Source organism: Chryseobacterium antibioticum, from assembly GCF_012927325.1.
Classification (GTDB): Bacteria; Bacteroidota; Bacteroidia; order Flavobacteriales; family Weeksellaceae; genus Chryseobacterium; species Chryseobacterium antibioticum.
On sequence record NZ_JABBGI010000003.1, the window covers coordinates 218,414 to 244,813 of the forward strand.

Here is a 26,400-nt window from a genome sequence, read left to right on the forward strand (position 1 = left end):
AAAATAAAATATTAATTATTAAAACTGTAACTTTTTTATATTTGGCTCGTCTAATATTGAAAATTATTAATATGAAAAAAGTTTGGATTATCGTTTTTGGATTAAGCTGTCTGGGCCTGAGCGCTCAGAAGAAATGGTCCTTAAGAGAATGTGTAGACTATGCCGTGGAGCATAATCTTCAGGTTATCCAAAATCAATATTCTAAACAGATCCAGGATTCTAACCTTAAAATGGCAAAAAATGAGTATCTGCCCTCAGTATCCGGAACTATGTCTAACAGCGTAAGTTTTGGACAGACATCATTTGGAACAGGAAGTTTAAGGAATGACAGATTCAGCAACAGTGCTAATCTGGGAGCAGATATTTTACTGTTCAACAACGGAAGACTGGAGAAAACGATCAGGAAAACCCAGTTTGATGTAGAAGCCAGTCAATATGATGTGGAGACGATTAAAAATGACATTTCCCTTCAGATTGCGCAACAATATCTTACCACCCTGTTAAATAAAGAAATCGTAAAAATATCGGAGAGTGCTGTTGAAAATGCCCAAAAGCAATACGACAGGGCTAAAATAACCACCCAGGTTGGGACTACAGCTCAAACTATTTTGGCAGAAGCAGAAGCCGCATTGGCGAGAGAAAAGCAAAACCGTAAGACCGCTGAAATTAATGTTGGCAGAAGCCTTTTTGCCATGGCACAGCTCTTACAGCTTCCCGATTATAAAGATTTTGATGTTGAATATGTAGAGGTTCCTGATCAGCTGGAACAACCATTAAAATCAGTAGATGAAGTTCTTACCACGGCTTTTGAAAATCAGCCTCAGGTAAAAGCTGCAGAAAGCAGAATCAATTCTGCTGTAGCGCAGACAGAAGTAAGTAAAACTGCTTTCTGGCCGACTCTTACCGGAAGTGTGGGAGTAGGAAGTTTTTACAATAATCTTTTAACCACGAATACAACGGGAGTTGATGCGACAGGTAATCTTGTGATGGAAAGGAATTTTTTCGGTCAGTATAAAGATAATTTTGGACAGCAGGCAAGTATTTCACTGAATGTTCCAATTTTCAATAAAGGAAACACCAAGCTGCAGGTAGAACAGTCTAAAATCAATGAAAGTGTGGCCAAGATCACTCTGGAACAACAAAAACAGACGGTAAGACAGAATGTACAGAAGGCACAGTTTGATGTAGATGCCAATTATGAGACCTTCCTTTCAGCAGTAGAAACAGAGAAGAGTACCAAACTGGCTTTAGAATTTGCTGATAAAAGTTATGCAGCAGGAAGAACGACGATTTATGACGTGAATGTTGCCAGAAATAATTATGCAAACGCACAGGGATCTGTGGCACAGGCGAAATACAATTATCTTTTCAGTCTTAAATTACTGAATTTCTATGCAGGAATTCCATTAGCTTTGTAAAATGTCTATCCAGTCTTTAGAAAAATATTTACCTCAAAATACACTGAAATACTTAAGAGTTTGGTTTGCAGATCACTTTATTCACATAAAAGTTACACGCAGCCGAAATTCTAAACTGGGAGATTACAGAAAACTACCTGATGGTTCCCATGAAATAACGGTGAATTCAACATTGACACCGCCACTTTTTTTCTTTGTCCTGACGCATGAGCTGGCCCATCTGATCGCCTTTGAAAAATATGGGCGCAGAATATCGCCGCACGGGAATGAATGGAAGGAAACATTTAGAAACATGCTTCTCGAAAGTCTGGAGGTCTACGATGAGGATCTGAAGCCCATTATCATCAGATTTTCAAAATCTCCAAAAGCCAATTTTATGGCAAGTCCGGATCTTGTAAGATATTTTCATACTGAGAAACAAGATGATACGCTGCACTTTATTGAAGAACTAAAAAAAGGAGAATTTTTTATGTACCGGAACGAAAAGTATTTATTAGAAGGTCTGATTAAAAAAAACTATCTTTGTAAGAACTTGGCTACGGGAAGGAAGTATTCTTTCAAGCCTTTGGCAAGGGTTGAAAAATGTAGGCAAGAATGTTAAAATCAGATAGATACTGTGTCATCATGGCGGGAGGAATCGGGAGTCGGTTCTGGCCAATGAGTACACAGAAATTTCCAAAACAGTTTCAGGATATTTTAGGAACAGGGCGTACAATGATTCAGCAGACTTATGACAGAATCAGCCGGATTATTCCTAAAGAACAGATATTCGTGATCACGAATAAAGAATATGTCGCGCTTTCGCACCAGCAGCTTCCGGAAATTCCTGAAGAGAATATTGTGGGGGAACCTCTGATGAAAAATACAGCGGCCTGTAATCTGTACATGGCCAACAAGATTGCTGAAATTAATCCGAATGCAACAATGATCGTCCTTCCGGCAGATCATTTGATCCTAAAAGAAGATATATTCCTTGAAAAAGTAGAGCTGGCTTTTGATCTGGCGGCAAAACATGATTATCTGGTAACTCTGGGAATTACACCTACTAGACCTGATACAGGATACGGATATATCCAGTTTGTAGAAAAGAAAGGTTCAGATTTTTTTAAAGTAAAAACCTTTACGGAAAAACCTATCCTTGAGATCGCTCAGAGCTTTTTAGAAAGTGGGGATTTCCTATGGAATGCAGGAATATTTATCTGGAATGTGAAAAGCATTCATCACGCATTTGAGCTGTATCTTCCTGAGATGATGCAGCATTTCATGGCCTGCGAATACAATTCTGAAAAGGAGGATAGCTGTATTGAAACCATTTATCCCAAGGTTCAGAAGATCTCTATTGACAATGGGATCCTTGAAAAAGCGAAAAATGTATATGTAATTCCTTCAGATCTGGGTTGGAGTGACCTGGGAACCTGGACTTCCGTATACGAAAATACAGAAAAAGATAATGACGGAAATGCGGTTAAACTCAAGCATTTTCTAAACTATAATTCTAAAGGAAATATTATCCGCCTGAAGAATAATAATAAAGCGGTGATCATTGACGGGCTTGAAGATTTTATTGTGGTAGATACAGATAAAGCATTGCTGATCTGTCCCAGAAACAATGACCAGCTGATCAAAGACTATGTTCTTGACCTGAAAAGTTTCAAGAAAGGAGATAAATTCATGTAAAATAATTGGTATCTTTCTGCTGATTTTTGAATTATGATAAAAACTGCAATACGATCAACCATTCTTCTGTTTCTGCTTTGGGGATTCCTTGGATATTCTCAGGATAAGAAGAATTTTTCCAATATCCCGAACATTTTACAGCAGATCATCCCAAATGACAGGATAGATTCTTGGGTGCTGGTTTATAACAGTTACGGAAAAAACCAGGAGATCAGAACTTCGGGGGACAAAAAAGACTACACACCGCAATTTTCCGGCTTTAATTTATTTCCTGACAAGGATAGCTTTTATTATATCGTTTATGCCACCGGAGGGAAGATGAATTATATTACAGATCTTGAAGGTCTGAAGAAATTCGTTGGAAAAATTGACAACGCAGAAGAAGCAGCTATTATTTTGACTACAGATGGATACATGGTCGATGAGGAATTCAAGGATGTTGCTGGCAATTATTATGAAGATTCTGCCAACTATTATCTGGATCTGGGAAAACTCACCTCAAAAGAATGTCCTTACCAGAAAACACATTATACCCTGACTGTAAGCAAGTCTTCAGGGGCTATTTCCAAGGTGAAAGATAACGGAACTTACATAGAACTTTACAATAAAAAGTGCGCCAATAATCCAAGGCTTTTAAAAATCCAGAAAAAAGTAGAACCCAAAGATGAGCCTAAAAAATCTACCCAACGAAAATAACATATACGAAACCGAAAGGCTGATTATCCAAAAAATATCAGTGGATGATAAAGAATTTGTATTTGAACTTTACAACAGGCCGAAGTTTATTAAATACATCGGTAATCGTGGTGTAAACAGTATATCTGACGCAGAAAACTATATCATAAACAGGTTTCTTCCCCAATTTGACAGATTAGGATTTGGAAACTATTTGGTGGTTACAAAAGATAAAGGCGAAAAAATCGGGGCAGTAGGCATCTTTGAAAGAGAAGGTCTTGATGTAGCGGATATAGGATTTTCCCTGCTGGAAGAATATGAAGGGAAAGGATATGCTTTTGAAGCTGCTCAGATGGTGAAATCTATCGGGATGGACCTTTTTGGTTTAACAAAGATCTCTGCTATTACTTCAAAAGATAACTTCTCGTCTCAGAATCTGATTGAAAAACTGGGACTTTCATTCAAAAATTATGTGACGCTTCCGGATGATGATGAAGAGCTGATGTACTACGAAACCGAATAGATTTTAATGTCAGGAAGTCTGAAGCTGGAAGAGGGAAGTTATTGAGATCTGAAGCATAACTGCATCACAAGCTTTATTAATTTTTTTAAGTGATGTCATCAAATTCTACGATGCCTGTTTAAAGTAGTGTCCAATAATACTTCCATCATCCCTCTTCCATCTTCCAAACCCTTCAGCTATCCTTCCAGAATCTGGTCAGCGGCCGTTTTTGAAGTGACTTTCTCTATGACTCTTGTACAGATTCCGTTCTCGTCAAAAATAAACGTGGTCCGTACAATTCCCATATACGTTTTTCCGAATGTCTTCTTTTCCTGCCAAACTCCAAATTTTTCGATGACATCGTGGCTCTCATCAGCAATAAGGTTATAGGGAAAAGCAAATTTGCTGTGGAAGTTTTTCTGCTTCTTTACTCCGTCTCCACTTACGCCAAGCAGCTGAAATCCCTCTTTCTTAAGTTTCGAATAATTATCGCTCAGGTTGCAGGCCTCTACGGTACACGTAGGCGTATTGGCTTGAGGATAAAAGAAAACGACGAGTTTCTTTCCGATCAACTTTGATGAGGCTATTGTTTCCCCGTCCTGATTGGTTCCTTCAAATTCAGGTAATTTATCTCCAACTTTCAGCATAATGAATTAATTTTGTTCAAATTTAATGGTTAAATGACAAAAAAGCAAAGAGCTGAGCTCGTTCAGAAAGAACTGGAGAAATTATACCCTACCACACCTATCCCGTTAGATCATACAGATCCATATACCTTAATGGTTGCAGTAGCCCTTTCTGCACAGACGACCGACAAAAAAGTGAATCAGGTGACTCCCCATCTTTTTGAGGTGGCCGGAACTCCGCAAAGAATGGCCAGACTGGAAGAGTTTGAAATTAAAGAACTGATCAAAGAAATAGGATTATCCAATACAAAAGCAAAAAACCTTAAAAGAATGGCTGAGCTTTTACTGGAAAGGCACAACGGTATTGTTCCCCAAACTTATGAAGAATTGGAAGCACTTCCCGGAGTAGGTCACAAAACCGCTTCTGTGGTGATGAGCCAGGCCTTCGGATTTCCTGCTTTTCCGGTCGATACACACATTCACAGACTAATGACGCAATGGAAGCTTACTTCAGGGAAAAACGTTGTAGAAACAGAAAAAGATGCTAAGGCAATATTTCCTGAAGAGGTATGGAACAAGCTTCACCTTCAGATCATTTTCTACGGAAGAGAATATTCGCCAGCCAGAGGAAAAGGAGAGAAGGATTTTATTACGAAAATGATGTTTGAAAAATAATTGAATTTTAGCGATTCCTATTCCCCCTTAGCTAAAGGGGTGGATTTTTGTGCAGCAAAGAGATTGGGTAGTTAAACTGAATAATAATTAAATATCCAACAGCCTTCTATGATAATTAATCTGTCCGAGATGATAATCCAGATGGGTAATCAAATGAATTAAAAAGTATCCCGTGGTCATTTTATCTTCAAAAATAACGAGAGGATATTCTTTTTCGAGATCTTCAGACGTCAGACGGCTAAGGACATCATCTACCATAGATATTGTTGCCATTACCTTTTCAATAAGTTCAGTTCTTGGAACATCTTTTAATGAAAATTCCAGCTCTCTGTTTCTGATGTAGCCGGTATTACCAAGCTCTGTCCCAAAATAAGTATTGAGATTTCCAACCAGATGCAGACAAAGGTTTCCTGCTGAGTTAGCGATGTTTTTGTCTGTTTTCCAGATAGAACTTTCATTCCTGTAGGATTCTATTTCTGTTTTTAGTTTATTTAAATCTCTGCTGTAGAGAGATCTTAGGCTTTCTATGATCATTTTAATTGGTTTAAATTAATTGGAATTTCTTTACCCGGTTTTCGAAAAGAGGACGTTCAAAATTAAATAAAAAGATGGGACATTAAAATTAATGATCCCATCTCCAGTATTTTTTATTTTTTAAAATAATTCTATTTCTGTTTCTTAGCCCAGAGATCCATCTTCCTGTTTAAAACATCAAGCGGAAGGCATCCCTGGCTTAAGATTTCATCATGGAAGCTTGCTAAATTAAACTTCTTTCCAAGCTCTTTTTGGTACTGGTCTCTAAGCTCACGGATTCTCAGCGATCCGATTTTGTAGCCTAAAGCCTGTCCCGGCATCGCCATATATCTTTCCACCTCTGCAGTTGCGCTGGCTTCATCATAAGAAATATTGCTCAGGAAATATTTGATCGCTTCCTCTCTGGTCATCGTTCCCGTATGAATTCCGGTATCCACAACCAATCTTACCGCTCTCAGCATCTGATCACTCAAATACCCCATCTTCTGGTAAGGATCTGTATAAAGTCCAAACTCAGGCCCTAAAGTTTCACAATAGTGCGCCCAGCCTTCTCCATAAGCTCCGAACCATCCGAACCTCATGAATTTAGGAAGCTTCGTGTTCTCCTGCTGAAGAGATACCTGATAATGATGTCCCGGAATAGCCTCATGAAGGAAAAGAGACTCCATTCCAGAAGTTACATTGAATTTGGCGGGATCCGGAAGTGGCATATAAAATATTCCCGGTCTTTTTCCGTCAGGAGTTCCCTGAATATATTCTGCGCTTGCACTCGCTTCCCTGAATTTTTCGGTCTGCCTGATCTCAAATTTGGTCTTTGGAGTGATGCTGAACATTGTCTTCAGCTTAGGTGTAATCTTTGCAAGAATGCTGTTAAATCCATTCAGGACCTCCTTGGAAGTCTTATAAGGCATGGCTTTAGGATCTGTTTTTACAAAATTGATAAACTCTTCCAGTGTTCCCGAAAAGCCTACCTGTTGCTTTACTTTTTCCATTTCTGCACGAAGCATAGCTACTTGCTGCAGACCTGTTTTATTGATCTCTTCAGGAGTTTTCTTAGTTGTTGTCCAGCTTTTGGTGTAATATCTGTAGATTTCATTTCCGTTGGGAAGGCTATTGTAGCCATCCGTGTCTCTGGCTTTCGGAAGATATTCCTTCTCAAGAAACACTCCCATTTTGGTATAGGCAGGAATGATCTTTTTGGTAATAGCATTTGCATAAAGAGCTGAATATTTATCTTTTTGAGCTTTTGTAAAGTTTTTAGGGAATTTTTTAATCGGCCCGTAGAAGATATTTTTGTCCATATCTGTAGTCGTGATCTCTTCTGCTTTCATCTGAGGGATCATTTTCACTACCAGTTTCTTGGGAAGAACCACCTTATTATTAATTCCTTCACGGAAGTTTTCTGAGGCCGCATTCATCCATTCCGGGAATTTTTCCATTCTTTTCAGCCAGTCAATGTAGTCCTTTTCTGTTTTGAAAGGCTGGCTTCCTTCTCCGCTTCCATACAAGGGAAAGTTCAGGGGAAGTCCTCCAAACTGAGTAAAAGGAATATATTCCGGATGATAGGCGTAGGCTTCAATTTTATCTTTTAAAGTATAATCCAGCACGTCATATACAACTTTATCATCATCTGAAAGGGCTTTATAATCAACGCTTTCCAACTGTTTTTGTACAGAATTGTAAAAAGCAACCTCTCCTGAAATAAAATCTTTATCAATATTGATAGGAAGCTGGTCGTTATACCTTGTGTCTCCCTGAGAAGTAGCTTCTAAAGGATATAGTTTCAGATACTGCTCATAATAGTTGGAGGCAATAGAATCCATATTCGTAGGGGTTACCTTCGTCAGCGGAGAATCAGATTTTTTGCAGGCTGCGAGGCTGATGGCCAGTCCAAGCCCTAAAATACCTTTTGATAAAATGTTTTTCATTTTCAGAATCTTTATGTAGCAAAAGTAAGTATTATTGGCTTATACGGAATAATCAATCATAATGATTTAAAAAAATAATTTTCAAAATATTTTCAACTTTGAATCAATTTTTTATCTTTGTCCATAACATTTAACAATCATATTATTACAGCTCTTTTTTAAAGAAATAATGAAAGGGATTTTAAAAATTTACCATCCGGAGGAGACCCTAAAATACAATATTAGAAACACTTATTGTAAAGCGGTCTACAGCAATCAACAACATTTTTTAGAAGTTGAAATAGTAACGGATGACAGTTTGGATCATGTAGATGATGATTCATTACAGTACAACTTTCCGCAGCTTTCACTTGAAATTTTCGATTTCCCTATCGACTCGAAGGATATTGAAGGAAAATTGATTAAGATTAACGATTCTGAGGAAGAAACCTACACCGAAGTGGATTTATTCGATGACGAGGACGCTTTTATCTACGATAATGAGCTGCTGTTTGAGACTAATGAAGAAGGTGAGCTTCAGGTCATCTGGAAAGGGACTATTGACGATTTCTATACAGGATCAGATACACCGATCCCTTTCCGGTTAAAATGCGAATTTAAACAGGATGCTATCAATATAGAGGAGGACTAACCATTTTCTCATCCTTTTTATATCGAATATCTTTTCAAAATTTCTTTTGGAAGGATATTTGCTGTCTTCTAAATCATAACAAATTTTAAGTTGTTTTTAAGCAATTTTTAAGAGAGCAATTCATAATATTCCACTACATTTGTCGTTAAAATTTTATAAAAATTCACATTAATGCTGTTAACGGAACTTACTCAGATTTTATTTGCACAGATTACTGCTCCTGCAGTTGCAACAGACGATTTAGAATTTTCATTTTGGAAGATCATGTTCCATGGAGGGGCTTTCGCTAAAATAGTGATGTTTGTCGTTCTGGCTTTAGGTGTGTTTTCACTGTACCTGTTTTTCGAACGTTTTTTCTTTATTAAAAGATTGACCTCAAAAACAGATGCCAATTTCATGGAGAATATCGAAGATTTTATCAAAGAAGGAAAGATAGAAGCGGCTGCAGATTATGCTAAGAAACAGAGCTCTCCGGAAGGTAGAATTCTGGAAAAGGGTATTTCAAGACTGGGACGTCCTGTTTCGGATATTGTAAGCGCCATGGAATCCCAGGCTCAGATAGAAGTAGCCAATATGGAAAAGAATCTTAATCTTTTGGCCGTGGTACCAAGTATCGCTCCGATGCTGGGACTTCTGGGAACGGTTATCGGGATGATCATTGCGTTCTTCAATCTTTCCCATGCAACAGGTTCATTCTCGCCGAAAACACTTTCTGAAGGTATTTATACGGCTTTGGGACAGACTGCGGTAGGTTTGGCTGTAGCGATTCCTGCTAACTTTTTCTACAATATCCTATTAACCAGAATTGATAGATTTGTATTAAAAGCGCAGAATATGTCTGGAGAATTCTTAGATCTTATCAACAAACCTTTATAAATCTTATGAAAATTCAGAGAAGAAATAAAGCGAACCCCGAATTCAGTTTGGCAGCGATGACAGATGTTATCTTGCTGATGCTGATATTCTTTATGATAACTTCATCAGCCGCCAATCAAAGTGCCATTGATGTAAAGTTACCGAAAGCGGGAGCGGTAGAAGATAATATTCCCAATCCTCTGACGGTGAGTATCAAACCGGACGGATCTTATTTTGTAGATGACACGCCTGTCACCAGAGAACAACTGGAGCCATTGATTGTGAGTAAATTAACGGATCAAACCAACAGGTCTTTTACCATTCGTGCAGATGAAAATACCATGCATAAAGATGTAGTCTTTGTCATGGAAATCGCGGAAAAGAATAAATTTAATATTGCAATTGCAACGGTTAAAGTTAAATAATGACTCCGAAACAGTCGGAAAGAATCATTTAAAATGAAAAGTTACACGATAAACAAAAACGAGCAAAACAGAGACAGGATAAAAAGTGCTATACTTTCTATCCTTATTTGGGCTGGAATTTTGCTTTTTGTTTTTCTTTATAAATTAAAACCGGAATTAGATAAGCAGCCTGATGAAGTAGTCACAACAATGCTTGTTAACTATGGGGATAACAGAAACGGGAAGGGGGTTGAAGAACCTGCTGAACAACCGGGGAGTTTAGCGGCTGCAACAGAAGAAGTAACTCCTGAGCCAGCTGAAACGCCTGTTCCTGAAACTAAAACAGTCGTAAAGCCTGAACCAACACCAGAGCCGAAGAAAGCGGACGTAAAGGAAAAGGTAATTACAGGAAACAATGCTAAAATAAGCGTTCCTAAAAAAGAAGAATCGAAAAAGACAAATAATAAAGCCGCGACAAGTGCCAGTGCCTCTAAGAGTACTAAAAAAGCAGGCGCAACAACAGCCAACTCTAAAACCGGAAACGGCGACGGAAAAGGAACTGCAGCCATCGGAAACCTGATCAGAGGACGAGGAACAAAAGCCGGAAGCCAGGGAACAGGTGAGGGAATAGGAAATTCAGGAGATCCATTAGGTGGTGACGGAAACGGAGACATTAAAGTAGGAATTGACCGAAAACTGGTAGGATATATTCCCGGAACAATGGGAAGAGGAGGCGCGCAGCCAAGTAATAGCTGTACCGCAAGTGGAACCGTTACCATTGCCTATACTGTAGATAAAGCTGGAAATGTAGTCTCCGCAAGAAGATCAGGAGGAACATCAGATCCCTGTATTTCTTCTACCGGAGTTTCCTGGGTGAAGAAGTATGTAAAAGCCGAGAAAGCAAGTACATCTTCCACCGGAACGTATAAAATCACATTCTAAAATACAAAAGCACTTTATTCAAGTGCTTTTTTCATTTCGTTGATCCTGTTGATCACCGGAAGCGCAAATATACCGCTGGTCTGCAGATAAAGCTCATAGAAAGTCTTTGACTTGTCTAAAAAGTCTTTATTACCATCCTGCTTCCCTTTAAAATAGAAAAGGTTTCCCAGCATTTCGAAATAATCTTTGTGGTCTCTTTCCTGTCTTTCATTCACAATGCTGATGATTTCTTCTTTTGATTTTGAAGAAATTTCCGTAAAATCTATTTTGAAAATATCCTTCATCAAAGTATCAAAATCTAATTCTTTCTGCATTAAACTTTCCTCTGGCTTGTCCAAAATCAGTTTTTCCAATGCTTGAGTTAACTGACGTATTAATCTTAATGTGAATTCTTTATCTGTGATCATAGTTGATTTTATTTTGCTAGTTGCTAGTTGCTAGTTGCTAGTTGCCAGTTTAACTGGACGTATTTTATAAAGTTATTTATTTTTCCTCCTAAGAGTTGATATTGTTCTGTTTTTTCATTTGAATCAGAGCATAAATTCAGCAACGGATAACAAATTACGCAAAAAACAAATATGCCAACACAATAGAAGTAATAACCCCCACCAAATCTGCCAGAAGCATAGCAACTACCGTATATCTCGTATTCTTAACGGCAATGGCGCCAAAATAAACTGCAATGACGTAAAAAGTCGTATCTGAGCTTCCCTGAAGAACTGCTGCTAGTTTCCCCTGAAAACTGTCTGGTCCAAATGTCGCCATGGTGTCAACCATCATTCCTCTCGCTCCGGAACCGGAAAGAGGTTTTATTAATGCAGTCGGAAGTCCGTCTACAAATCTTGGATCCATACCCGCTGTATTAACTACCCACTTCATTCCGTCAATGATCACATCAAAAACACCTGAAGTCCTCAGTAATGAAATAGCAATCAGCATCCCTACTAAATAAGGGATGATTTTAACACAAGTTGTAAATCCTTCCTTGGCTCCTTCAATAAAGGCATCAAAAACATTGATTTTTTTATAAACGGCTCCCAGAACTATGGCGAGGAAAATAAAAAGAATAAGCCCGTTACTTAAAACCTGGCTGAAAATATCCAATTCGCTCTTACTAAGACCTGTTAAATACCATACAAGGAGTCCAATCATTACGGAGACTCCGCCGATGTATGCAATAACAGTTGGTTTTAATAAGTTGATTTTCTGATAGATTGAAACGATGATCATAGCCGCTAAAGTGGCTGCAAAAGTGGCAATCATACAGTAAAGAAAGATATCCGTAGGGTTTTTGGATCCGGCGGAAGCTCTCAAAGCAATAATGGAGACCGGTATAAGCGTCATTCCGCCTGCATGGAGGCATAAAAACATGATTTGCGAATTACTGGCGGTATCTTTATTCGGATTTAATGTTTGAAGACTTTCCATCGCTTTTAAACCAAATGGGGTAGCGGCATTGTCTAGTCCCAGAAGATTGGCGCTGAAATTCATCAGCATATGCCCGAAAGCCGGATGGTTTTTAGGAATATCAGGAAATAACTTTGAGAAAAAAGGCTGTATAAATCTGCTTAAAAGGTTGATTCCGCCTGCTTTTTCAGCAATACTCATGAATCCCATGAATAAGGTCATGATCCCGATCAGACCGATACAGATCTTAACTGCCGTTTCGGAAGTTCCGATCACGCCGTCCGATTCTTGAACTCTATAAACTTTTACATTCTGTTTAAGAGAATCTGTTTTATAATGGATCCTGCTGTCTGCAAAATCATTCTTTTTCATCAGACTGTCTCGGACAATAGGAGTAAGCACATTCATCGGCTGTGAAGCGATCTGAACCGTATCACCGCCTTTTCCTACCACCATATCATTGAAGATGGTTTTATAGTGGCCAGACGAAACGTACTTAATACTTGCAATGCCAATGGCAATGATAATGAAAGCCGACCAAATTCTGCTAAGGACCATTCGATTAAATTAAAATTTTAGAAAAGATAATAAATTAAATGTAAAACTGCTTAAACTTTTATTTTTTTGAACCATTACGGAGTAATAAGAAAGTAAGAATAGTAAGAATTCATATTAGCCAATAGCGTGTTTCTTATCGAATCAGAAGGATTTGTCTTAACTAAACTTAAATACTTAATAAGTCTTAATGGGTTTTTAAGAACCAGAATTTATTTTTCATCTAGATAAACCAGATATCCCTCAAAGTCATCATCTAAACTTTTCAAAACCTTCGCATCATCCATCTTTTTAGCAAGATTGTCAATAAAAAAGTTCTTCTCAAAAAACTGGCGGTGGATTCCCGGAAGCAGTTCCATGAAATAATCCATTCCGATTTTATTATTGTGAAGATCCATTTTGGTTTCCAAAGGCTCATTAGGAAACAGCTCTTCATGCATATCGGTTATTCTTTTACAGAAATCCAGTGCCTTTTCCGGAGAGGATACCTTACAGCAATACATCATGATGAAACAGCACCACAGCGCATGCCTGAAAGCATTTCCAATACCATCGTTTGAGGCTGTTTTAGGAAACTTTTTCTGAGCAATAGCAAAAGCCTGTAGCGTTGCATAAAAGCTTAATAATGCAAAAAGAGGATGCGGAAGAAGAAGCGATAAAAGGCGCATGATCTTTTTCAGGCTCATGCTCCGGATGGTATTAAAAAATATCTTGAAAGTCCTCATAAATAAAAATCTCTCCCTAATTAGAGAGAGATTGTATGGTGTTTGTTACAGATCTTAAGCGTTTACAGCTAATAAATTGACTGTTTTAGCTACTGTATCTTTAATTTCAGTTCTTTTTACGATGAAATCTACAAATCCTTTTTCCTGTAGGAATTCAGAGGTCTGGAAGCCTTCCGGAAGATCTCTTCCGATGGTTTCACGGATGACTCTTGGACCGGCAAAACCGATTAACGCTCCCGGCTCAGCCATGATAATATCTGCTGTCATAGCGAAAGAAGCGGTGATTCCTCCAAAAGTAGGGTCACAAAGGTAAGCGATGTATAGAAGTCCTGCTTCAGAAAGCTGAGCAAGCTTAGCCTGTACTTTAGCAAGCTGCATCAGAGAGTAAGTTGCTTCCTGCATTCTCGCTCCTCCGGACTGACAGATGATCATGTACGGAAGTTTGTTTGCGATACAGTAATCTACTGCTCTTCTGATTTTTTCTCCCATTACAGAACCTAAAGATCCCCCGATAAAAGCAAAATCCATACACGAAACTACCATTTCAGTTCCTTTTACGGTTCCTACTGCATTTCTGATAGAATCTGTAAGCTTTGTTTTTGCTCTTACTTCTTTTAAACGGTCTTTATAGGGTTTTGTATCCTTGAAGTTTAAGATATCAATACTTTCAACATTGGCATCCAGTTCAGTGAATTTACCTTCGTCAAAAAGGATCTCAAAAAATTCTGCACTTCCAATTCTTACGTGAAATCCATCTTCAGGAGAAACGTAGCTGTTTCTTCTCAATTCATCATGCTCCACTATTTTTCCTGATGGAGTCTGATGCCAAAGGCCTTTGGGAACATCCTTTTTTTCATCAGTAGAGGTAGTAATGTTTTTTGCTTTTCTTTTAAACCAGTCGAATGCCATTTTTTGTCTGTATTAATGTATAATGTAAAAGGTAAAAGGTATAAAGACAAAAGCATTAAATCTACTCTGTACTTTATACATTCTACTTTTTACAAAAAATTATTTTAAAGTATTTACGTTATTTAAGTCTTCAAACGCTTTAACCAGTCTTGTAGAGAAAGTATCTTCCCCTTTTCTTACCCAAACTCTTGGATCGTAGAATTTCTTGTTAGGTTTTTCTTCTCCTTCAGGGTTTCCGATTTGGGCTCTTAAATATTCAATATTGTTAACCATGTAATCTCTAACCCCTTCTGTGTAAGCAAACTGAAGGTCTGTGTCGATATTCATTTTGATCACTCCATAGTCGATAGCTTCTCTGATCTCTTCTAAAGTAGATCCGGAACCTCCGTGGAATACGAAGTTAACCGGCTTCGCTGCAGTTCCGAATTTCTCCTGAACATATTTCTGAGAGTTGTCAAGGATTTTTGGAGTAAGAACTACATTTCCTGGCTTGTAAACTCCGTGTACATTACCGAAAGCAGCAGCAATGGTAAAGTTGTCCGAAATAGCTTTTAATTTTTCATAAGTATAAGCGATATCTTCAGGCTGAGTGTATAGTTTAGAGTTGTCTACATCAGAATTGTCTACCCCATCTTCTTCACCACCTGTAACTCCGATTTCAACTTCCAAAGTCATCTGCATTTTAGCCATTCTTTCGAAATATTTGGCTGAAATTTCAAGATTTTCTTCTAAAGATTCTTCAGAAAGATCCAGCATATGAGAAGAATAAAGAGACTTTCCGGTTTGTTTGTAATGCTCTTCACTGGCATCTAATAATCCGTCGATCCAAGGAAGTAATTTCTTGGCACAGTGGTCTGTATGTAAAATAACAGTCGCTCCGTAAGCTTCTGCAAGAGTATGAATATGTTTGGCTCCGGCAATAGATCCTAAAATAGCTGCCTTCTGACCATCATTATTTAATCCTTTTCCTGCGTTGAACGCAGCTCCGCCGTTTGAAAACTGAATAATTACAGGAGAGTTTAATTTCGCTGCAGTTTCCATAACAGCATTCACGTTGCTTGAACCAATTACATTGACTGCAGGCAGTGCAAATTTGTTTTCTTTAGCATACTGAAAAATATCGGTAACTAATTGACCTGTGGCAACTCCTGCCGGAAAAATTCTGCTCATGTTTTACTTTTTATTTTAAATTATTAGGCGTTTTTAAAATTCCTGTAAAGGTAATCATTTTTGAGGAATTACTAATTTCTTTTATCCCTTCCCCAAAGCAGCTTCTGACGGATCGTTTCGTAGAAACTTAAATGATTAGGCTGCACCAGAAGGATCTGGAAATCTGCCTTTTTGATGATGATTTCTTTGTCGGTTTCTATATGAACCAATCTCGAGTCCAGCGAAAGAGAATACTGAGGCACTCTGCTTTCTACTTTAAATTTGATTTCCACTCTGTCGTTCACCACCAAAGGCCTCACATTCAGGTTGTGGGGAGCGATAGGGGTAATGACAAAATTTTCGTTGTTGGGAGAAATAATCGGTCCGCCACAGCTTAATGAATAGGCTGTTGACCCTGTAGGTGTGGATACAATGACGCCGTCACCCCAGAAAACATTTAAAAATTCATCATTGATATATGAATCTACCGTGATCATAGAGGTTGTTTCTTTTCTGGATACGGTAACATCGTTTAATGCATAGGGGAAAAAATCACCTGATTTTGGTGAAACCACCTCAATCACTGCACGGCGGCTTGTTTTTACGTCTCCTTTTAAAATCGCGTCAAGTTCTTTGAAAGCTTCTTCTTTTGTAAAGCTGGCCAGAAATCCTAATCTTCCTGTATTCACCCCTACAATAGGGATCTCAAGATCTTCAATGAAGGTCAGGGAATTCACAATGGTTCCATCACCTCCAAAAGTAAAGAAAAGGTCTACCTCCTTATCTACAAGGTCCTGTTTGTTGTTGAATGTTTCAAATATCTTTGAGAACTGAAGCGCTTCAGCCATTTCATCGTACAGAACAGATTTTACGCCTCTGGTTTCAAGTTCTGAAATAAACTTGCTTAAATATAAAAAAGTATCGAGGTCTTTTTTCTGAGAATATATGGCTGCCTTCATGTTATATTTCTATGAATTTTTGGAAAAATCCGAACCGGTCCTTAAACAGATCTGATTTCTCATCAGAATAGTATTTCTCAACAATTCTGTAATCATATCGGTCAAGAGTAGCGTCTATCGAGGAGAGATTTTCATTGCTGATCTTGATGGTCACATGAATCACTTCATCCGACATAAAAGAGATAAATCCACCGTAAAATTTCGAGTTATTGCTTTCCACAATATTGGCGATCTCTGTCATCGAATATTTTCTCGCCGGTGTTTCTATCGTAAGGATAGCCCCGGTCTCTGAAAACAGAGGGTAACGGGATAGATTCTGAAAAACATCCTCGCAGGTAATGTACCCCAGATACTTTTCATTCTTGTTGATCACCGGGATCACATTGGCACTGAAAGTGTAGAACAGGCGGATGCTGTCCATGATATTATTGTCTTCCAGAATAGCGAAACGTTCGATCTGATGTTCAAGATCCTTCAAAGTCCCTTCTCCTTCATAGAGAAAGTCTTCTGCGATCGCTCCGTAGAAGTGGTGGGATTTTTTGATGAAAATATGAGAATATCCAAAATCCTCTAATGTATTTCTCGCTGATTCTATGGAGTCAGTGAGGCTAAAACACGGAAAGTCTTTTGAGATATATTCCTTGATAAACATTGTGCTAATTTATAAAAAATTAAATGAAACTTTTTCCCAAAACATCACTTTTTTTCATGGAAAATAAAAAAAATGATGTTAAAATTTGTTTGTAAATAAAAAAAAAGTATCTTTGTCGCCTTTCATTTTTACTTTTTATTAGATTTATTTCAAACTGCACTGTCTTTTAAGGACATATGCAGTTTTTTTATTTTAGGGCTTTGGCAAACTCCCACATCACAATTCCACCACATACGCTTACATTCAGAGAGTGCTTTGTTCCCAGCTGTGGAATTTCAAGAAATGTGTCAATATTCGGAAGAGCTTCATCACTGATTCCTTCCACTTCATTTCCTAAAATCAACGCATATTTTTTTGATTGGTCAATGCTGAAATCTGTGATCATCACGCTGTCGGTTGTCTGCTCGATCCCAATAATTTCGTATCCTCGGCTTTTATAATCGCTAATTGCCGCATTAATATCACTTTCGTGGCTCCAGTCCACACTTTCTGTAGCCCCAAGTGCGGCTTTATGAATTTCACGGTGTGGAGGCTGAGGAGTGATCCCGCAAAGAATGATCTTTTCGATCAGAAAAGCATCAGCTGTTCTGAAGGATGCACCTACATTATGCATGCTTCTGAGATTGTCTAAAATAATGACCAATGGAATTTTCTCAACCTTCTTAAATGTTTCTACATCAATTCTGTTAAGTTCTTCCAGTTTTAATTTATTTACCAAAATTTATTTATTTGTTAATGAATGTGCATTTTAATCATAATGCTAAAATTTAGCAGTCACTTTGTCGTTCCGTAGGAATCCAAACTACTTTGTTTTCATTATCCGGAGATTCTACGGAATGAAAAAAACTTTTTTAAACTAGCTTTCTACTAATAGCGGACATTCGTATTTGTTATTGTAATTTACGAATATTAATGCAGTATGGATTAAACCTTAATCAATATTTTTCTGCTGAAATTTTACATATAATTTAATCTGACCTGTTCAATATTTTGACTTCTCAGATTTTTTAGAGTATCGATTAATTCAGAAATAGAAGAACTTAAACTTTCCTCAGTTAGAATTCCATTATTTCTGGGATATGCAGTTAAAGGATTTTCTTTTTGATAACGAATTATATCTTCAATATCCATCTTCGACATTTTTGAATCATCATCATCCGGATTAAAAATAATTTGTGAAAAGTACTTAGTATTGCTCTGAATTTTCTCTTTAAACTCTTCAAGCTTTTTAATTAAATCGTCAGTATTTACCCAAAAATCATCAGGATTATGATCGTTTTCATCATGGTCATACTCTTCAAAATCAAATTCCATTTCAGGATTATAGACTTTTTGAAAAATACTTAAATCAATATTTAAGATACTTTCGATTTGTGATACAATGCTTTTTTCATCATAACCGCCAAACTGTTCGAAGAAATATGAAAGAGTATTTGGAAAATCTAAATAATCCTCATATTCATTTTCACTCTTCGGTTCAATATAATAATCCATTCCCATAATTATTTCACTTTTAAGATCTATTTTTTTCCTATTTCTTCCCACCCATAATCTGATGCACATTCCTCTCGATATTTTGAGCGATGGCTTCCATGGGAATATCATTCTCATCATTATTAAAAGGATCTTCAATTTCCTCAGCAATCAATTCAAGACTCATCAACACGTAATATACAAAAACCGTCAGCGGAATCATCAGAAGCCCGATTGTAATGACATAAGCCACCGGAAGTGCCAGTACATATAAAATGATAAACTTCTTTACAAACGAAGAATAAGAGTAAGGAATAGGGGTGTTTTTAATTCTTTCGCAGCCTCCGCAAACATCTAAAAACCCTGAAAGCTGAGTATCCAGATATAGCATTTCGATATCTGAAATCTTTCCTTCTTTCTTCAGCTGATTCAGTTTATGGGTCAAAAGAATAACAATTTCACTAGGACCATGATGTTTAAGAGATTTTTCAATTTCAGAATAATCTTCATCCAGCGCCAGTCTTGTAGATTCCTTAGACAAATGTTTGGCAAGGAAATGGGGAAAATATTTTAAGTATCTGGAGATCTGTTCTGCATTTTGATGGTCGTCGTCTAAAATGGCATTGATTTTTATTGCAAAATTTCGGGTATCATTCACCAGTTTTCCCCAGAGTTTTCTGCCTTCCCACCACCTGTCGTAAGCCGTATTGGTTCTGAAAACAAGCAGCAGCGAAAGTACAAATCCCAAAAGAGAATGAATCATTCCTACATTGCTCACACCGGATTTTGTGGTAAGATGAAGATATTCCACCTCCAGATACTGAATGCCCCACGAATAAATCCCCACAAGGATCATCGTTGGAAAAAGGATCTTCATGGTATCGCTTTTATGCATACTGAAAAGGATTTTCAGGAAATGCTTGGTGTTGTAGGCTCTCATAAATTCGCTTAGTCCTACAAATATAATTTTTTCATTTGAGCTCTGCTTTATCTGGAACTTTAAAATAAGTTTAAAAAAGGCAAAAGGGGTAAAGAGGTGAATGGGCTTATGGCAAGATATAAAGCGACTAAATAATTAAGTCTCTTAAAAATCTTTTGCTCTTCTTTGGCTTATCAATTTTTTTACCTCAAATTTCCAGATGATTATGAGTAGTTTTGAAACATTAAGAGCATGGAAGGAGGTAAGAAAAGTTAAGAGAAAATCTAAAGATTTTTTAGCTCTGTTTCTTAAAGCGAAGCTCAGCTTAATAATCTTAAAAACTTAATATGGCTTAATGTTTCAAATCTATTCATAAAATCTTTGATTTTTAAACTTATGTGTGCTTCTTATTCTCAATACTTTAAGCTTAATAATTAAAGTGTCTAAAATCTTTTGTCCCTTTTGTGGTTTAAATAGACTTCCGAAGCCCCGATACAATTTTTTAATTTTCACAGATTTCAAAAAAACACTATTTTTATTTCGTATTAAATAACAAAACAAGATGATCCTCGAAAACGTAGATGTAGTCCACGATATCAGTAAAGAAGATTTTCAGCAGAATTATTTCAAAAAACATAAGCCGCTTTTGATTAAAAATTTCGCGGCCAGATGGGATGCTTTTGACCAATGGAATCTTGCCTACATCCGGGAAAAAGCAGGAGATCAGGACGTACCGTTGTATGATAATAAACCCGCCGATGCTTCCAAAAGCTCAGATGCACCGGTGGCCAACATGAAGATGAAGGATTATATAGACAGGATAAAAAGCGGTGCCTCAGATCTGCGTATTTTTTTCTATATCATTACAGACAGGCTACCGGAATTGTTGAAAAATTTCACGTATCCTGATCTGGGGATCAAATTTTTTAAACGGCTTCCGACTCTTTTCTTCGGGGGAAGTGAAGCCCATGTTTTAATGCATTATGATGTAGATCTAGGAGATTTCCTTCACATTCATTTCGAAGGGAAAAAGAGAATCCTTTTATTTGACCAGAAACAATCTGCCTTCTTATATAAAGTACCGCTCTCTGTTCATACCGTTTACGATATAGATTATGAAAATCCTGATTATGAGAAGTTTCCGGCCTTACAATATGCCAGGGGCTACGAGATTTTCATGGAACATGGGGATGCACTATTTATTCCCGGGGCATTCTGGCATTTCAACCGGTATCTGGAACCGGGATTTTCTATGTCGCTCAGGGCGCTACCTAACAAACCTGGTGTCTTTGCCAATATGATGTACCACGTTTTTATCATGAGGTATACCGATAAGCTTCTGCGTAGGCTATTTAAATCTAAGTGGGTGAATTACAAGCAGAAATGGGCGTATGAAAAAGGGACGGAAGCTTTTGAAAAGAAGAGGAAATAGATCTGGATGTCTCAAAGGTTTCCGTTTTCAGCACCAAACTTCCATCTTCTGGCATCCATCCCCCATCTTTACTCATTAATAAGTCCGAAAATTTTAGCATCTACAAATCTTCCTTTCTCAAAAAAATAATCACGAAGCATTCCTTCTTCTTTAAAATTTAATGAATGTAAAAGCTTCTCAGATGAGATATTCCCGGGGTCAATGAAGGCGTCCACACGGTGAAGCCTCATGCTTTCGAATCCGAATATCAAAATAGGAAGAAGGGCTTCTTTCATATAGGAATTTCTCCAGAATTGAGGATTCAGTTCGTACCCGATTTCTGCCCGGGAATGGGCAGGATACCAATTGTGATAGCCACATGTCCCTATGACCTTCTTTTCAGATTTCAGCTCCAGAGCCCAGCGGAATCCTTTTCCTTTCTTGAATTCATCATTAAAATAAGTGATGATATTTTGGGCATCCTCCAGTGTTTTGAAGGTGTCCAGATCATAATATTCCATCACTTCATCCAGAGAAAAATAGGCGAAGAGATCTTCTGCATCATCGGGAGTCAGCTGTCTTAAGAGAAGTCTTTCAGTTTCTAAAACCGGATAGATCATAGAGTTTATTTTACTGAAAAATACGATAAATATTTTATTCAGAAATAGAGAAGGCCCTTTTTTGCTCCCGGAAGCGAGATTAATTGTATCACAAATCCCAACCCTGAATTTATTTTATTTAAATTTGGGGCTCATTTTTTATTATGGCAAAAACGAAGAAGGAAACTCCGCTAATGACGCAGTACAATACCATTAAGGCAAAATATCCTGATGCACTGCTTCTTTTCCGGGTGGGAGACTTTTATGAAACTTTTGGACAGGATGCCGTAAGAACATCCCAGATCCTCGGTATTGTTCTTACTAAAAGAGCCAATGGAGACGGTCATATAGAGCTGGCGGGATTTCCGCATCATTCGGTAGATTCTTATTTGCCAAAATTGGTAAGGGCCGGCATGAGAGTCGCCATCTGTGATCAGCTTGAAGATCCAAAAACGGTCAAAGGAATCGTAAAAAGAGGGGTTACAGAACTTGTGACACCCGGAGTTACGTTCAATGATCAGGTATTAAATTCAAAAAAGAACAACTTTCTGCTTTCTCTTCATAAAGAAAAGGAAAAGTACGGAATTGCCATGGTGGATGTTTCCACAGGTGAATTTTTAGTGAGTGAAGGAAATTTAGAAAAGATCCTGCACATCATCAATACTTTTGATCCTAGCGAAATTGTCTATCAAAGAAGCGTTCAGCTGCCGGAACAGCTAAAAAATAAAAGCGCCTTTAAGCTTGAAGACTGGGCTTTCCAGTATAATTTTGCTTACGAAAAGCTGACATCCCATTTTAAAACCAATTCTTTACAAGGTTTCGGGATTGAGAATCTTCCACTGGCTATTACCGCTGCAGGTGCTATTTTCGCTTATCTGGTAGAAGATACTCATCACAATCTGCTTGCTCATATCACGAAACTTCAGATCATTCCGCAGGAAGATTATCTGATGATGGATAATTTTACCTTAAGAAACCTGGAAATTGTGTATCCAAGCAACCCACAGGGAAAATCATTGCTGGATATTATCGACAAAACATCTACCCCGATGGGGGGAAGACTGTTGAGAAGGAGGATTATTCTTCCTTTAAAATCGGTGGACGAGATTATGAGAAGGCTTTCTCTGATTGATTTCCTGAATGAACATGATCATCTGAAATACGAGATCTGCCAGCTGTTGAAATCTATCTCGGATCTTGACCGACTGATGGGAAAACTGGCCGCTGAAAAGATATCTCCAAAAGAATTGGGATATCTTCGTCAGAGTCTGATCAATATCCATCAGATAAAAGCTTTGCTTCATCCGCATGCCGATGTTCTGGCCTGGCTGGAACCGCTTTTTGATATGGAGGAATTGATCAAGTTTTTAGAGAATCACCTGAACGAAGAACTTCCTGTGAATATTTCAAAAGGAAATGTTATCAAAGGAAATGTATCTGAAGAATTGGACAGGTTGAGAAACCTTCAGAATAAAGGCCGTGGCTTCCTGGATGAAATGTGTCAGAGAGAGATAGAAAGAACGGGAATTTCAAGCCTTAAAATTGATTTTAATAATGTTTTCGGATATTATATAGAAGTAAGAAATGCCCATAAAGATAAAGTTCCGGGTGAATGGCTAAGAAAACAGACCCTCGTCAATGCAGAGCGCTATATCACCGAAGAACTGAAAGAATATGAAAGCCAGATCCTTGGCGCCGAAGAAAAAATTGGTGTGCTGGAAAATGAACTGTACAGAAATGTATGTGCTGAGACAATGGTCTATATGGATCAGATTCAGGGAAATTCCCATATTATCGCACAACTTGATGTGGCGGCAGGGTTGTCGGAATTGGCTGTTTCTGAAAGCTATACGAAGCCTGTCCTAAACCAGGGCTATGCGATAGACTTAAAAGAAGCCAGACACCCGATTATTGAAAATGCACTTCCTTTAGGCGAAAAATACATTCCGAACGACATCTTTTTAGATAAAGATTCACAGCAGATCATCATGGTAACAGGACCAAACATGGCCGGTAAATCGGCGATCCTCCGTCAGACAGCAATTGTGTGTCTTTTGGCTCAAATCGGAAGTTTTGTTCCTGCAAAATATGCTGAGATCGGGGTTTTAGATAAAATTTTCACAAGGGTAGGGGCTACCGACAATATTTCAGCCGGTGAATCTACTTTCATGGTAGAAATGAACGAAGCGGCCAATATTCTGAATAATATTTCGGAACGTAGTCTGATCCTTCTGGATGAAATAGGTCGTGGAACGTCTACTTATGACGGGGTTTCCATTGCATGGGCCATCGCAGAATACCTTCATCAGCATCCTACACAAGCAAAAACATTGTTTGCCACGCATTACCATGAGCTGAATGAAATGACCGTGAATTTTGAAAGGGTGAAAAACTTCCACGTTTCCATCCAGGAAAATAAAGGGAACATCATCTTCTTAAGAAAGCTGGTTCCGGGAGGCAGTGAACACAGTTTCGGTATTCATGTAGCAAAACTGGCGGGAATGCCTGCAAAGGTGGTCAACAGAGCCAATGAGATTCTGAAAACACTCGAAGCAAGTCGTTCGCAGACCACCAGCACTTCTGAAAGCATTAAAAGAGTAACGGAAGAAAATATGCAGCTTTCGTTCTTCCAGCTGGATGATCCGGTTCTGGAAAACATCCGTGAAGAATTGACCAAAATAGATATCAATACTTTAACACCTATTGAAGCTTTAATGAAGCTGAATTCGATAAAAAAAATGATTGGAGGGTAGTCCAATCATTTTTTTTTGACAAAATTGAATACAACTAGCAGCAGTATCCATCGTTACCTCTCGGTCCAATGATCATGAAATGGCTGGGTACTCCTCTGAGTTTGCACAGGCCTTCAGCACATGAAGCGCCTCCGTTGATTTCCTTTAGCTCTTTTTTCGTGAGCTTTCTACTTTGAATGTTTGAATTTTTCATACAATTTAGTTAATGGTGATCAATATTAACAGCAGGGTCCGTCCTGGATTCCATATACTCCGTATAACTCTTGCCCGGTTGCTGGGTCAAAGCAGCTCACCACCAGTGGACAAATTGGTCTTGCTCCACCGCTAATTTTCTTAAGCTCTTTTTTGGTCAGCTTTTTAAGCTGAAAATTTGATTTTTTCATAATAATTTTGATTTGGTTGTACGCTAATTTACATTTAATTTCTTTTAATTCAATAGATTGTGATTAAAAAAAGAATGTTAAAATTATAAATGAAAAGCAAATATCTGGTGGCTACAGTATTTTCAGGTCTGCTTAAAATCTTTTCCCCAATTGAGAAAATACACAAAAAAACATTTAACTATTTCTCCCGCTTTTTATCCAACCACAGAGCAGATAAAGATCATCTCAGATGTATATAATAATTATTGACTATTTTTGAATATGAAGAATTTATTAACGTTATTGATTGTATTTCTGTGTATTACGGCTTTTAATGCCCAGCAGACGGAAGTCCCGTCCATGAAATATGAAGGTCTTGAAAAACGCATTCAAAAGGAGAATGATAAGTTGCTGGTTGTCAATTTCTGGTCTACCACCTGTGCGCCGTGCGTGAAAGAACTGCCGGATTTTATGGAGATCAATAATAAGTTTAAAGATAACCCAAAATTTAAAATGATTCTGGTTTCGCTGGACAGACTGGTAGATAAGGAAAGGGTCATTAAATTTATCAAAAATAAAAACCTTACTGCTGAGGTAGTTCTGCTGGACGATGTCAAAAGAATGAATACATGGATCCCAAGGTTTGAAAAAGACTGGGACGGAAATATTCCTGTCACCATTTTTTATAAAAACGGAGAAAAAATACATTTCAACGATGGCGAAATGAGCAAAGAAGATCTGGAAAAAACAATTACCAATAATTTACAATAAAATAAATATGAAAAATCTGAAAATTTTAATGGTGTCATTTATTGCCGGGCTTGGATTGTTAAGTTTTACAGCAACAGATCATGAGAAAGAAAACGCTCAAAAAGCACAAGCTACAGCTTCTGCAAAGGGATATGAAGTTGGCGACGAGGCGGCAGATTTTAAGCTGAAAAACATCGACGGGAAAATGGTTTCTTTAAGTGATTTTAAAAGTGCAAAAGGATTTATAGTCGTTTTCACTTGTAACCATTGTCCGTATGCAAAAAAATATGAGGACAGAATCGTAGAGCTGGACAAGAAATTCAAAGATCAGGGCTATCCGGTCATTGCTGTGAATCCTAATGATCCCAATGTACAGCCGGAAGATGGCTACAAACAAATGATTGAAAGAGCCAAACAGAAAGGCTTTACATTTCCTTATTTGGTAGATGAAGGGCAAAAGATCTATCCGTTGTATGGAGCTACGAAAACACCTCATGTTTTCATCCTGCAAAAAGAAAACGGAAAGAATATCGTGAAATACATCGGTGCTATCGATAATAACTACGAAAACCCGAATGATGTGTCTGAATACTATGTTCAGGATGCTGTAAATGCGCTTATCAAAGGCGAACCTGTAAAAATGAATAAAACAGTAGCCATTGGATGTACAATCAAAGTTAAGAAGTAATATATTTGCTTTAGAATTTATACTGATCGGTGTTCTTGGAATGCCGATTTTTTATACCGGAAAAACTTATTTTTGCGGGACCAATTCAACAGGGGCGGGCTTTAGCCCAATGTCATTAAGTTATGGATTTAATACGTTGATTATCAGTTATTTTAATTGTTTTTTTGGTTTGTTTTTTGTATATTTAACAGTGAATCAAGCAGTTAAATCGAGAAGAAAAAA

31 protein-coding genes are annotated in these 26,400 nt (G+C 37.8%); 15 read left to right on the forward strand and 16 right to left on the reverse strand.

Annotation, left to right across the window (positions count from 1 at the left end; genetic code table 11):
* Window positions 1–71: 71 nt before the first annotated feature.
* The 5 genes from HHL23_RS03835 to HHL23_RS03855 are packed head-to-tail and all read left to right on the forward strand — an operon-like array spanning window position 72 to window position 4,293.
* Window positions 72–1,418 carry a TolC family protein gene (locus HHL23_RS03835; RefSeq protein WP_169233490.1) on the forward strand — a complete coding sequence of 449 codons (1,347 nt, stop codon included), beginning with the start codon at window positions 72–74 and terminating at the stop codon, window positions 1,416–1,418.
* 1 nt (window position 1,419) lies between these two features.
* Complete coding sequence (locus tag HHL23_RS03840) at window positions 1,420–2,019, forward strand: SprT-like domain-containing protein (protein ID WP_169233491.1); 600 nt, start codon at window positions 1,420–1,422, stop codon at window positions 2,017–2,019.
* A complete protein-coding gene (locus HHL23_RS03845; protein WP_228464602.1) occupies window positions 2,013–3,095 on the forward strand; it encodes a mannose-1-phosphate guanylyltransferase in 1,083 nt (360 codons plus the stop codon). Before HHL23_RS03840 ends, HHL23_RS03845 begins: the two co-directional genes overlap by 7 nt.
* A gap of 33 nt (window positions 3,096–3,128) precedes the next feature.
* Window positions 3,129–3,791, forward strand: a complete 663-nt coding sequence (locus HHL23_RS03850) for a hypothetical protein (protein ID WP_169233492.1) — start codon at window positions 3,129–3,131, stop codon at window positions 3,789–3,791.
* A complete protein-coding gene (locus HHL23_RS03855; RefSeq protein WP_169233493.1) occupies window positions 3,760–4,293 on the forward strand; it encodes a GNAT family N-acetyltransferase in 534 nt (177 codons plus the stop codon). Before HHL23_RS03850 ends, HHL23_RS03855 begins: the two co-directional genes overlap by 32 nt.
* Window positions 4,294–4,469: 176 nt before the next feature.
* Here HHL23_RS03855 and bcp read toward each other — a convergent pair whose 3' ends face one another.
* Window positions 4,470–4,919, reverse strand: coding sequence for a thioredoxin-dependent thiol peroxidase (bcp, locus tag HHL23_RS03860; RefSeq protein WP_169233494.1), 450 nt, complete (start codon window positions 4,917–4,919; stop codon window positions 4,470–4,472).
* 33 nt (window positions 4,920–4,952) lie between these two features.
* Between bcp and nth the strand changes: the two genes are divergently transcribed.
* Window positions 4,953–5,573, forward strand: coding sequence for an endonuclease III (gene nth / locus HHL23_RS03865; RefSeq protein WP_169233495.1), 621 nt, complete (start codon window positions 4,953–4,955; stop codon window positions 5,571–5,573).
* 87 nt (window positions 5,574–5,660) lie between these two features.
* Here nth and HHL23_RS03870 read toward each other — a convergent pair whose 3' ends face one another.
* Window positions 5,661–6,107 (reverse strand): DinB family protein, encoded by a 447-nt coding sequence (locus HHL23_RS03870; protein ID WP_169233496.1) that lies wholly within the window; start codon window positions 6,105–6,107, stop codon window positions 5,661–5,663.
* A gap of 131 nt (window positions 6,108–6,238) precedes the next feature.
* Complete coding sequence (locus tag HHL23_RS03875; protein WP_169233497.1) at window positions 6,239–8,035, reverse strand: DUF885 domain-containing protein; 1,797 nt, start codon at window positions 8,033–8,035, stop codon at window positions 6,239–6,241.
* 169 nt (window positions 8,036–8,204) lie between these two features.
* Here HHL23_RS03875 and HHL23_RS03880 point away from each other — a divergent pair, with 169 nt between their 5' ends.
* The 4 genes from HHL23_RS03880 to HHL23_RS03895 all read left to right on the forward strand — a co-directional run bounded on the left by HHL23_RS03880 (window position 8,205) and on the right by HHL23_RS03895 (window position 10,867).
* Window positions 8,205–8,666, forward strand: coding sequence for a hypothetical protein (locus HHL23_RS03880; RefSeq protein ID WP_169233498.1), 462 nt, complete (start codon window positions 8,205–8,207; stop codon window positions 8,664–8,666).
* Window positions 8,667–8,837: 171 nt separating this feature from the next.
* The gene (locus tag HHL23_RS03885) at window positions 8,838–9,542 is read left to right on the forward strand and encodes a MotA/TolQ/ExbB proton channel family protein (RefSeq protein ID WP_169233499.1); all 705 of its coding nucleotides are present in this window, start codon (window positions 8,838–8,840) and stop codon (window positions 9,540–9,542) included.
* A gap of 5 nt (window positions 9,543–9,547) precedes the next feature.
* Window positions 9,548–9,946, forward strand: a complete 399-nt coding sequence (locus HHL23_RS03890) for an ExbD/TolR family protein (protein ID WP_169233500.1) — start codon at window positions 9,548–9,550, stop codon at window positions 9,944–9,946.
* Between the two features lie 33 nt (window positions 9,947–9,979).
* Window positions 9,980–10,867 carry a ferric siderophore ABC transporter substrate-binding protein gene (locus tag HHL23_RS03895; RefSeq protein ID WP_169233501.1) on the forward strand — a complete coding sequence of 296 codons (888 nt, stop codon included), beginning with the start codon at window positions 9,980–9,982 and terminating at the stop codon, window positions 10,865–10,867.
* Between the two features lie 14 nt (window positions 10,868–10,881).
* Here the strand turns inward: HHL23_RS03895 and HHL23_RS03900 are convergent, their stop codons facing one another.
* The 10 genes from HHL23_RS03900 to HHL23_RS03945 all read right to left on the reverse strand — a co-directional run bounded on the left by HHL23_RS03900 (window position 10,882) and on the right by HHL23_RS03945 (window position 19,636).
* Window positions 10,882–11,274 carry a hypothetical protein gene (locus tag HHL23_RS03900; protein WP_169233502.1) on the reverse strand — a complete coding sequence of 131 codons (393 nt, stop codon included), beginning with the start codon at window positions 11,272–11,274 and terminating at the stop codon, window positions 10,882–10,884.
* 154 nt (window positions 11,275–11,428) lie between these two features.
* Entirely contained in the window at window positions 11,429–12,832 is a 1,404-nt protein-coding gene (locus HHL23_RS03905) for a nucleoside recognition domain-containing protein (RefSeq protein WP_169233503.1), read from the reverse strand.
* Between the two features lie 209 nt (window positions 12,833–13,041).
* Window positions 13,042–13,554, reverse strand: a complete 513-nt coding sequence (locus HHL23_RS03910; protein WP_169233504.1) for a DUF6973 domain-containing protein — start codon at window positions 13,552–13,554, stop codon at window positions 13,042–13,044.
* 54 nt (window positions 13,555–13,608) lie between these two features.
* Entirely contained in the window at window positions 13,609–14,463 is an 855-nt protein-coding gene (gene accD / locus HHL23_RS03915; RefSeq protein WP_034739627.1) for an acetyl-CoA carboxylase, carboxyltransferase subunit beta, read from the reverse strand.
* A gap of 99 nt (window positions 14,464–14,562) precedes the next feature.
* Window positions 14,563–15,633 carry a class II fructose-bisphosphate aldolase gene (fbaA, locus tag HHL23_RS03920; RefSeq protein WP_169233505.1) on the reverse strand — a complete coding sequence of 357 codons (1,071 nt, stop codon included), beginning with the start codon at window positions 15,631–15,633 and terminating at the stop codon, window positions 14,563–14,565.
* A gap of 71 nt (window positions 15,634–15,704) precedes the next feature.
* Entirely contained in the window at window positions 15,705–16,571 is an 867-nt protein-coding gene (locus HHL23_RS03925; protein WP_169233506.1) for an NAD kinase, read from the reverse strand.
* Window position 16,572: 1 nt separating this feature from the next.
* Complete coding sequence (locus HHL23_RS03930) at window positions 16,573–17,223, reverse strand: CBS domain-containing protein (protein WP_169233507.1); 651 nt, start codon at window positions 17,221–17,223, stop codon at window positions 16,573–16,575.
* Window positions 17,224–17,410: 187 nt separating this feature from the next.
* Entirely contained in the window at window positions 17,411–17,941 is a 531-nt protein-coding gene (locus tag HHL23_RS03935) for an RNA methyltransferase (protein WP_169233508.1), read from the reverse strand.
* Window positions 17,942–18,180: 239 nt separating this feature from the next.
* Window positions 18,181–18,786, reverse strand: coding sequence for a hypothetical protein (locus HHL23_RS03940; protein WP_169233509.1), 606 nt, complete (start codon window positions 18,784–18,786; stop codon window positions 18,181–18,183).
* Window positions 18,755–19,636: a bestrophin family protein gene (locus HHL23_RS03945; protein ID WP_169233510.1), complete on the reverse strand. Its 882-nt coding sequence runs from the start codon at window positions 19,634–19,636 to the stop codon at window positions 18,755–18,757. Before HHL23_RS03945 ends, HHL23_RS03940 begins: the two co-directional genes overlap by 32 nt.
* A gap of 541 nt (window positions 19,637–20,177) precedes the next feature.
* Here HHL23_RS03945 and HHL23_RS03950 point away from each other — a divergent pair.
* Window positions 20,178–21,047, forward strand: coding sequence for a cupin-like domain-containing protein (locus HHL23_RS03950; protein WP_169233511.1), 870 nt, complete (start codon window positions 20,178–20,180; stop codon window positions 21,045–21,047).
* A 68-nt stretch (window positions 21,048–21,115) separates the two neighbouring features.
* Here HHL23_RS03950 and HHL23_RS03955 read toward each other — a convergent pair whose 3' ends face one another.
* On the reverse strand, window positions 21,116–21,646 hold the full coding sequence (locus HHL23_RS03955; protein ID WP_169233512.1) for a GNAT family N-acetyltransferase: 531 nt from the start codon (window positions 21,644–21,646) through the stop codon (window positions 21,116–21,118).
* 143 nt (window positions 21,647–21,789) lie between these two features.
* Between HHL23_RS03955 and mutS the strand changes: the two genes are divergently transcribed.
* Entirely contained in the window at window positions 21,790–24,378 is a 2,589-nt protein-coding gene (gene mutS, locus HHL23_RS03960) for a DNA mismatch repair protein MutS (RefSeq protein ID WP_169233513.1), read from the forward strand.
* A gap of 34 nt (window positions 24,379–24,412) precedes the next feature.
* On the opposite strand, the gene HHL23_RS03965 is transcribed toward mutS, so the two are convergent.
* On the reverse strand, window positions 24,413–24,571 hold the full coding sequence (locus tag HHL23_RS03965) for a bacteriocin (RefSeq protein WP_169233514.1): 159 nt from the start codon (window positions 24,569–24,571) through the stop codon (window positions 24,413–24,415).
* A gap of 25 nt (window positions 24,572–24,596) precedes the next feature.
* Window positions 24,597–24,761 (reverse strand): bacteriocin, encoded by a 165-nt coding sequence (locus HHL23_RS03970; RefSeq protein WP_169233515.1) that lies wholly within the window; start codon window positions 24,759–24,761, stop codon window positions 24,597–24,599.
* Window positions 24,762–25,022: 261 nt separating this feature from the next.
* On the opposite strand from HHL23_RS03970, the gene HHL23_RS03975 reads away from it, so the two are divergent.
* The 3 genes from HHL23_RS03975 to HHL23_RS22425 all read left to right on the forward strand — a co-directional run.
* The gene (locus HHL23_RS03975; RefSeq protein ID WP_169233516.1) at window positions 25,023–25,511 is read left to right on the forward strand and encodes a TlpA family protein disulfide reductase; all 489 of its coding nucleotides are present in this window, start codon (window positions 25,023–25,025) and stop codon (window positions 25,509–25,511) included.
* Between the two features lie 7 nt (window positions 25,512–25,518).
* On the forward strand, window positions 25,519–26,178 hold the full coding sequence (locus tag HHL23_RS03980; RefSeq protein ID WP_169233517.1) for a thioredoxin family protein: 660 nt from the start codon (window positions 25,519–25,521) through the stop codon (window positions 26,176–26,178).
* Window positions 26,150–26,400 (forward strand): hypothetical protein (locus HHL23_RS22425; RefSeq protein WP_228464604.1); only part of this gene is annotated, 251 nt, incomplete at its 3' end. The genes HHL23_RS03980 and HHL23_RS22425, both read left to right, overlap by 29 nt.

Excerpts from the sequence above, each read along its gene's own strand:
- HHL23_RS03835 (WP_169233490.1), top strand. The coding sequence starts at position 72 with ATGAAAAAAGTTTGGATTATCGTTTTTGGATTAAGCTGTCTGGGCCTG.
- HHL23_RS03840 (WP_169233491.1), top strand. The coding sequence starts at position 1,420 with ATGTCTATCCAGTCTTTAGAAAAATATTTACCTCAAAATACACTGAAA.
- HHL23_RS03845 (WP_228464602.1), top strand. The coding sequence starts at position 2,013 with ATGTTAAAATCAGATAGATACTGTGTCATCATGGCGGGAGGAATCGGG.
- HHL23_RS03850 (WP_169233492.1), top strand. The coding sequence starts at position 3,129 with ATGATAAAAACTGCAATACGATCAACCATTCTTCTGTTTCTGCTTTGG.
- HHL23_RS03855 (WP_169233493.1), top strand. The coding sequence starts at position 3,760 with ATGAGCCTAAAAAATCTACCCAACGAAAATAACATATACGAAACCGAA.
- bcp (WP_169233494.1), bottom strand. The coding sequence starts at position 4,919 with ATGCTGAAAGTTGGAGATAAATTACCTGAATTTGAAGGAACCAATCAG.
- nth (WP_169233495.1), top strand. The coding sequence starts at position 4,953 with ATGACAAAAAAGCAAAGAGCTGAGCTCGTTCAGAAAGAACTGGAGAAA.
- HHL23_RS03870 (WP_169233496.1), bottom strand. The coding sequence starts at position 6,107 with ATGATCATAGAAAGCCTAAGATCTCTCTACAGCAGAGATTTAAATAAA.
- HHL23_RS03875 (WP_169233497.1), bottom strand. The coding sequence starts at position 8,035 with ATGAAAAACATTTTATCAAAAGGTATTTTAGGGCTTGGACTGGCCATC.
- HHL23_RS03880 (WP_169233498.1), top strand. The coding sequence starts at position 8,205 with ATGAAAGGGATTTTAAAAATTTACCATCCGGAGGAGACCCTAAAATAC.
- HHL23_RS03885 (WP_169233499.1), top strand. The coding sequence starts at position 8,838 with ATGCTGTTAACGGAACTTACTCAGATTTTATTTGCACAGATTACTGCT.
- HHL23_RS03890 (WP_169233500.1), top strand. The coding sequence starts at position 9,548 with ATGAAAATTCAGAGAAGAAATAAAGCGAACCCCGAATTCAGTTTGGCA.
- HHL23_RS03895 (WP_169233501.1), top strand. The coding sequence starts at position 9,980 with ATGAAAAGTTACACGATAAACAAAAACGAGCAAAACAGAGACAGGATA.
- HHL23_RS03900 (WP_169233502.1), bottom strand. The coding sequence starts at position 11,274 with ATGATCACAGATAAAGAATTCACATTAAGATTAATACGTCAGTTAACT.
- HHL23_RS03905 (WP_169233503.1), bottom strand. The coding sequence starts at position 12,832 with ATGGTCCTTAGCAGAATTTGGTCGGCTTTCATTATCATTGCCATTGGC.
- HHL23_RS03910 (WP_169233504.1), bottom strand. The coding sequence starts at position 13,554 with ATGAGGACTTTCAAGATATTTTTTAATACCATCCGGAGCATGAGCCTG.
- accD (WP_034739627.1), bottom strand. The coding sequence starts at position 14,463 with ATGGCATTCGACTGGTTTAAAAGAAAAGCAAAAAACATTACTACCTCT.
- fbaA (WP_169233505.1), bottom strand. The coding sequence starts at position 15,633 with ATGAGCAGAATTTTTCCGGCAGGAGTTGCCACAGGTCAATTAGTTACC.
- HHL23_RS03925 (WP_169233506.1), bottom strand. The coding sequence starts at position 16,571 with ATGAAGGCAGCCATATATTCTCAGAAAAAAGACCTCGATACTTTTTTA.
- HHL23_RS03930 (WP_169233507.1), bottom strand. The coding sequence starts at position 17,223 with ATGTTTATCAAGGAATATATCTCAAAAGACTTTCCGTGTTTTAGCCTC.
- HHL23_RS03940 (WP_169233509.1), bottom strand. The coding sequence starts at position 18,786 with ATGTGCATCAGATTATGGGTGGGAAGAAATAGGAAAAAAATAGATCTT.
- HHL23_RS03945 (WP_169233510.1), bottom strand. The coding sequence starts at position 19,636 with ATGAGAGCCTACAACACCAAGCATTTCCTGAAAATCCTTTTCAGTATG.
- HHL23_RS03950 (WP_169233511.1), top strand. The coding sequence starts at position 20,178 with ATGATCCTCGAAAACGTAGATGTAGTCCACGATATCAGTAAAGAAGAT.
- HHL23_RS03955 (WP_169233512.1), bottom strand. The coding sequence starts at position 21,646 with ATGATCTATCCGGTTTTAGAAACTGAAAGACTTCTCTTAAGACAGCTG.
- mutS (WP_169233513.1), top strand. The coding sequence starts at position 21,790 with ATGGCAAAAACGAAGAAGGAAACTCCGCTAATGACGCAGTACAATACC.
- HHL23_RS03965 (WP_169233514.1), bottom strand. The coding sequence starts at position 24,571 with ATGAAAAATTCAAACATTCAAAGTAGAAAGCTCACGAAAAAAGAGCTA.
- HHL23_RS03970 (WP_169233515.1), bottom strand. The coding sequence starts at position 24,761 with ATGAAAAAATCAAATTTTCAGCTTAAAAAGCTGACCAAAAAAGAGCTT.
- HHL23_RS03975 (WP_169233516.1), top strand. The coding sequence starts at position 25,023 with ATGAAGAATTTATTAACGTTATTGATTGTATTTCTGTGTATTACGGCT.
- HHL23_RS03980 (WP_169233517.1), top strand. The coding sequence starts at position 25,519 with ATGAAAAATCTGAAAATTTTAATGGTGTCATTTATTGCCGGGCTTGGA.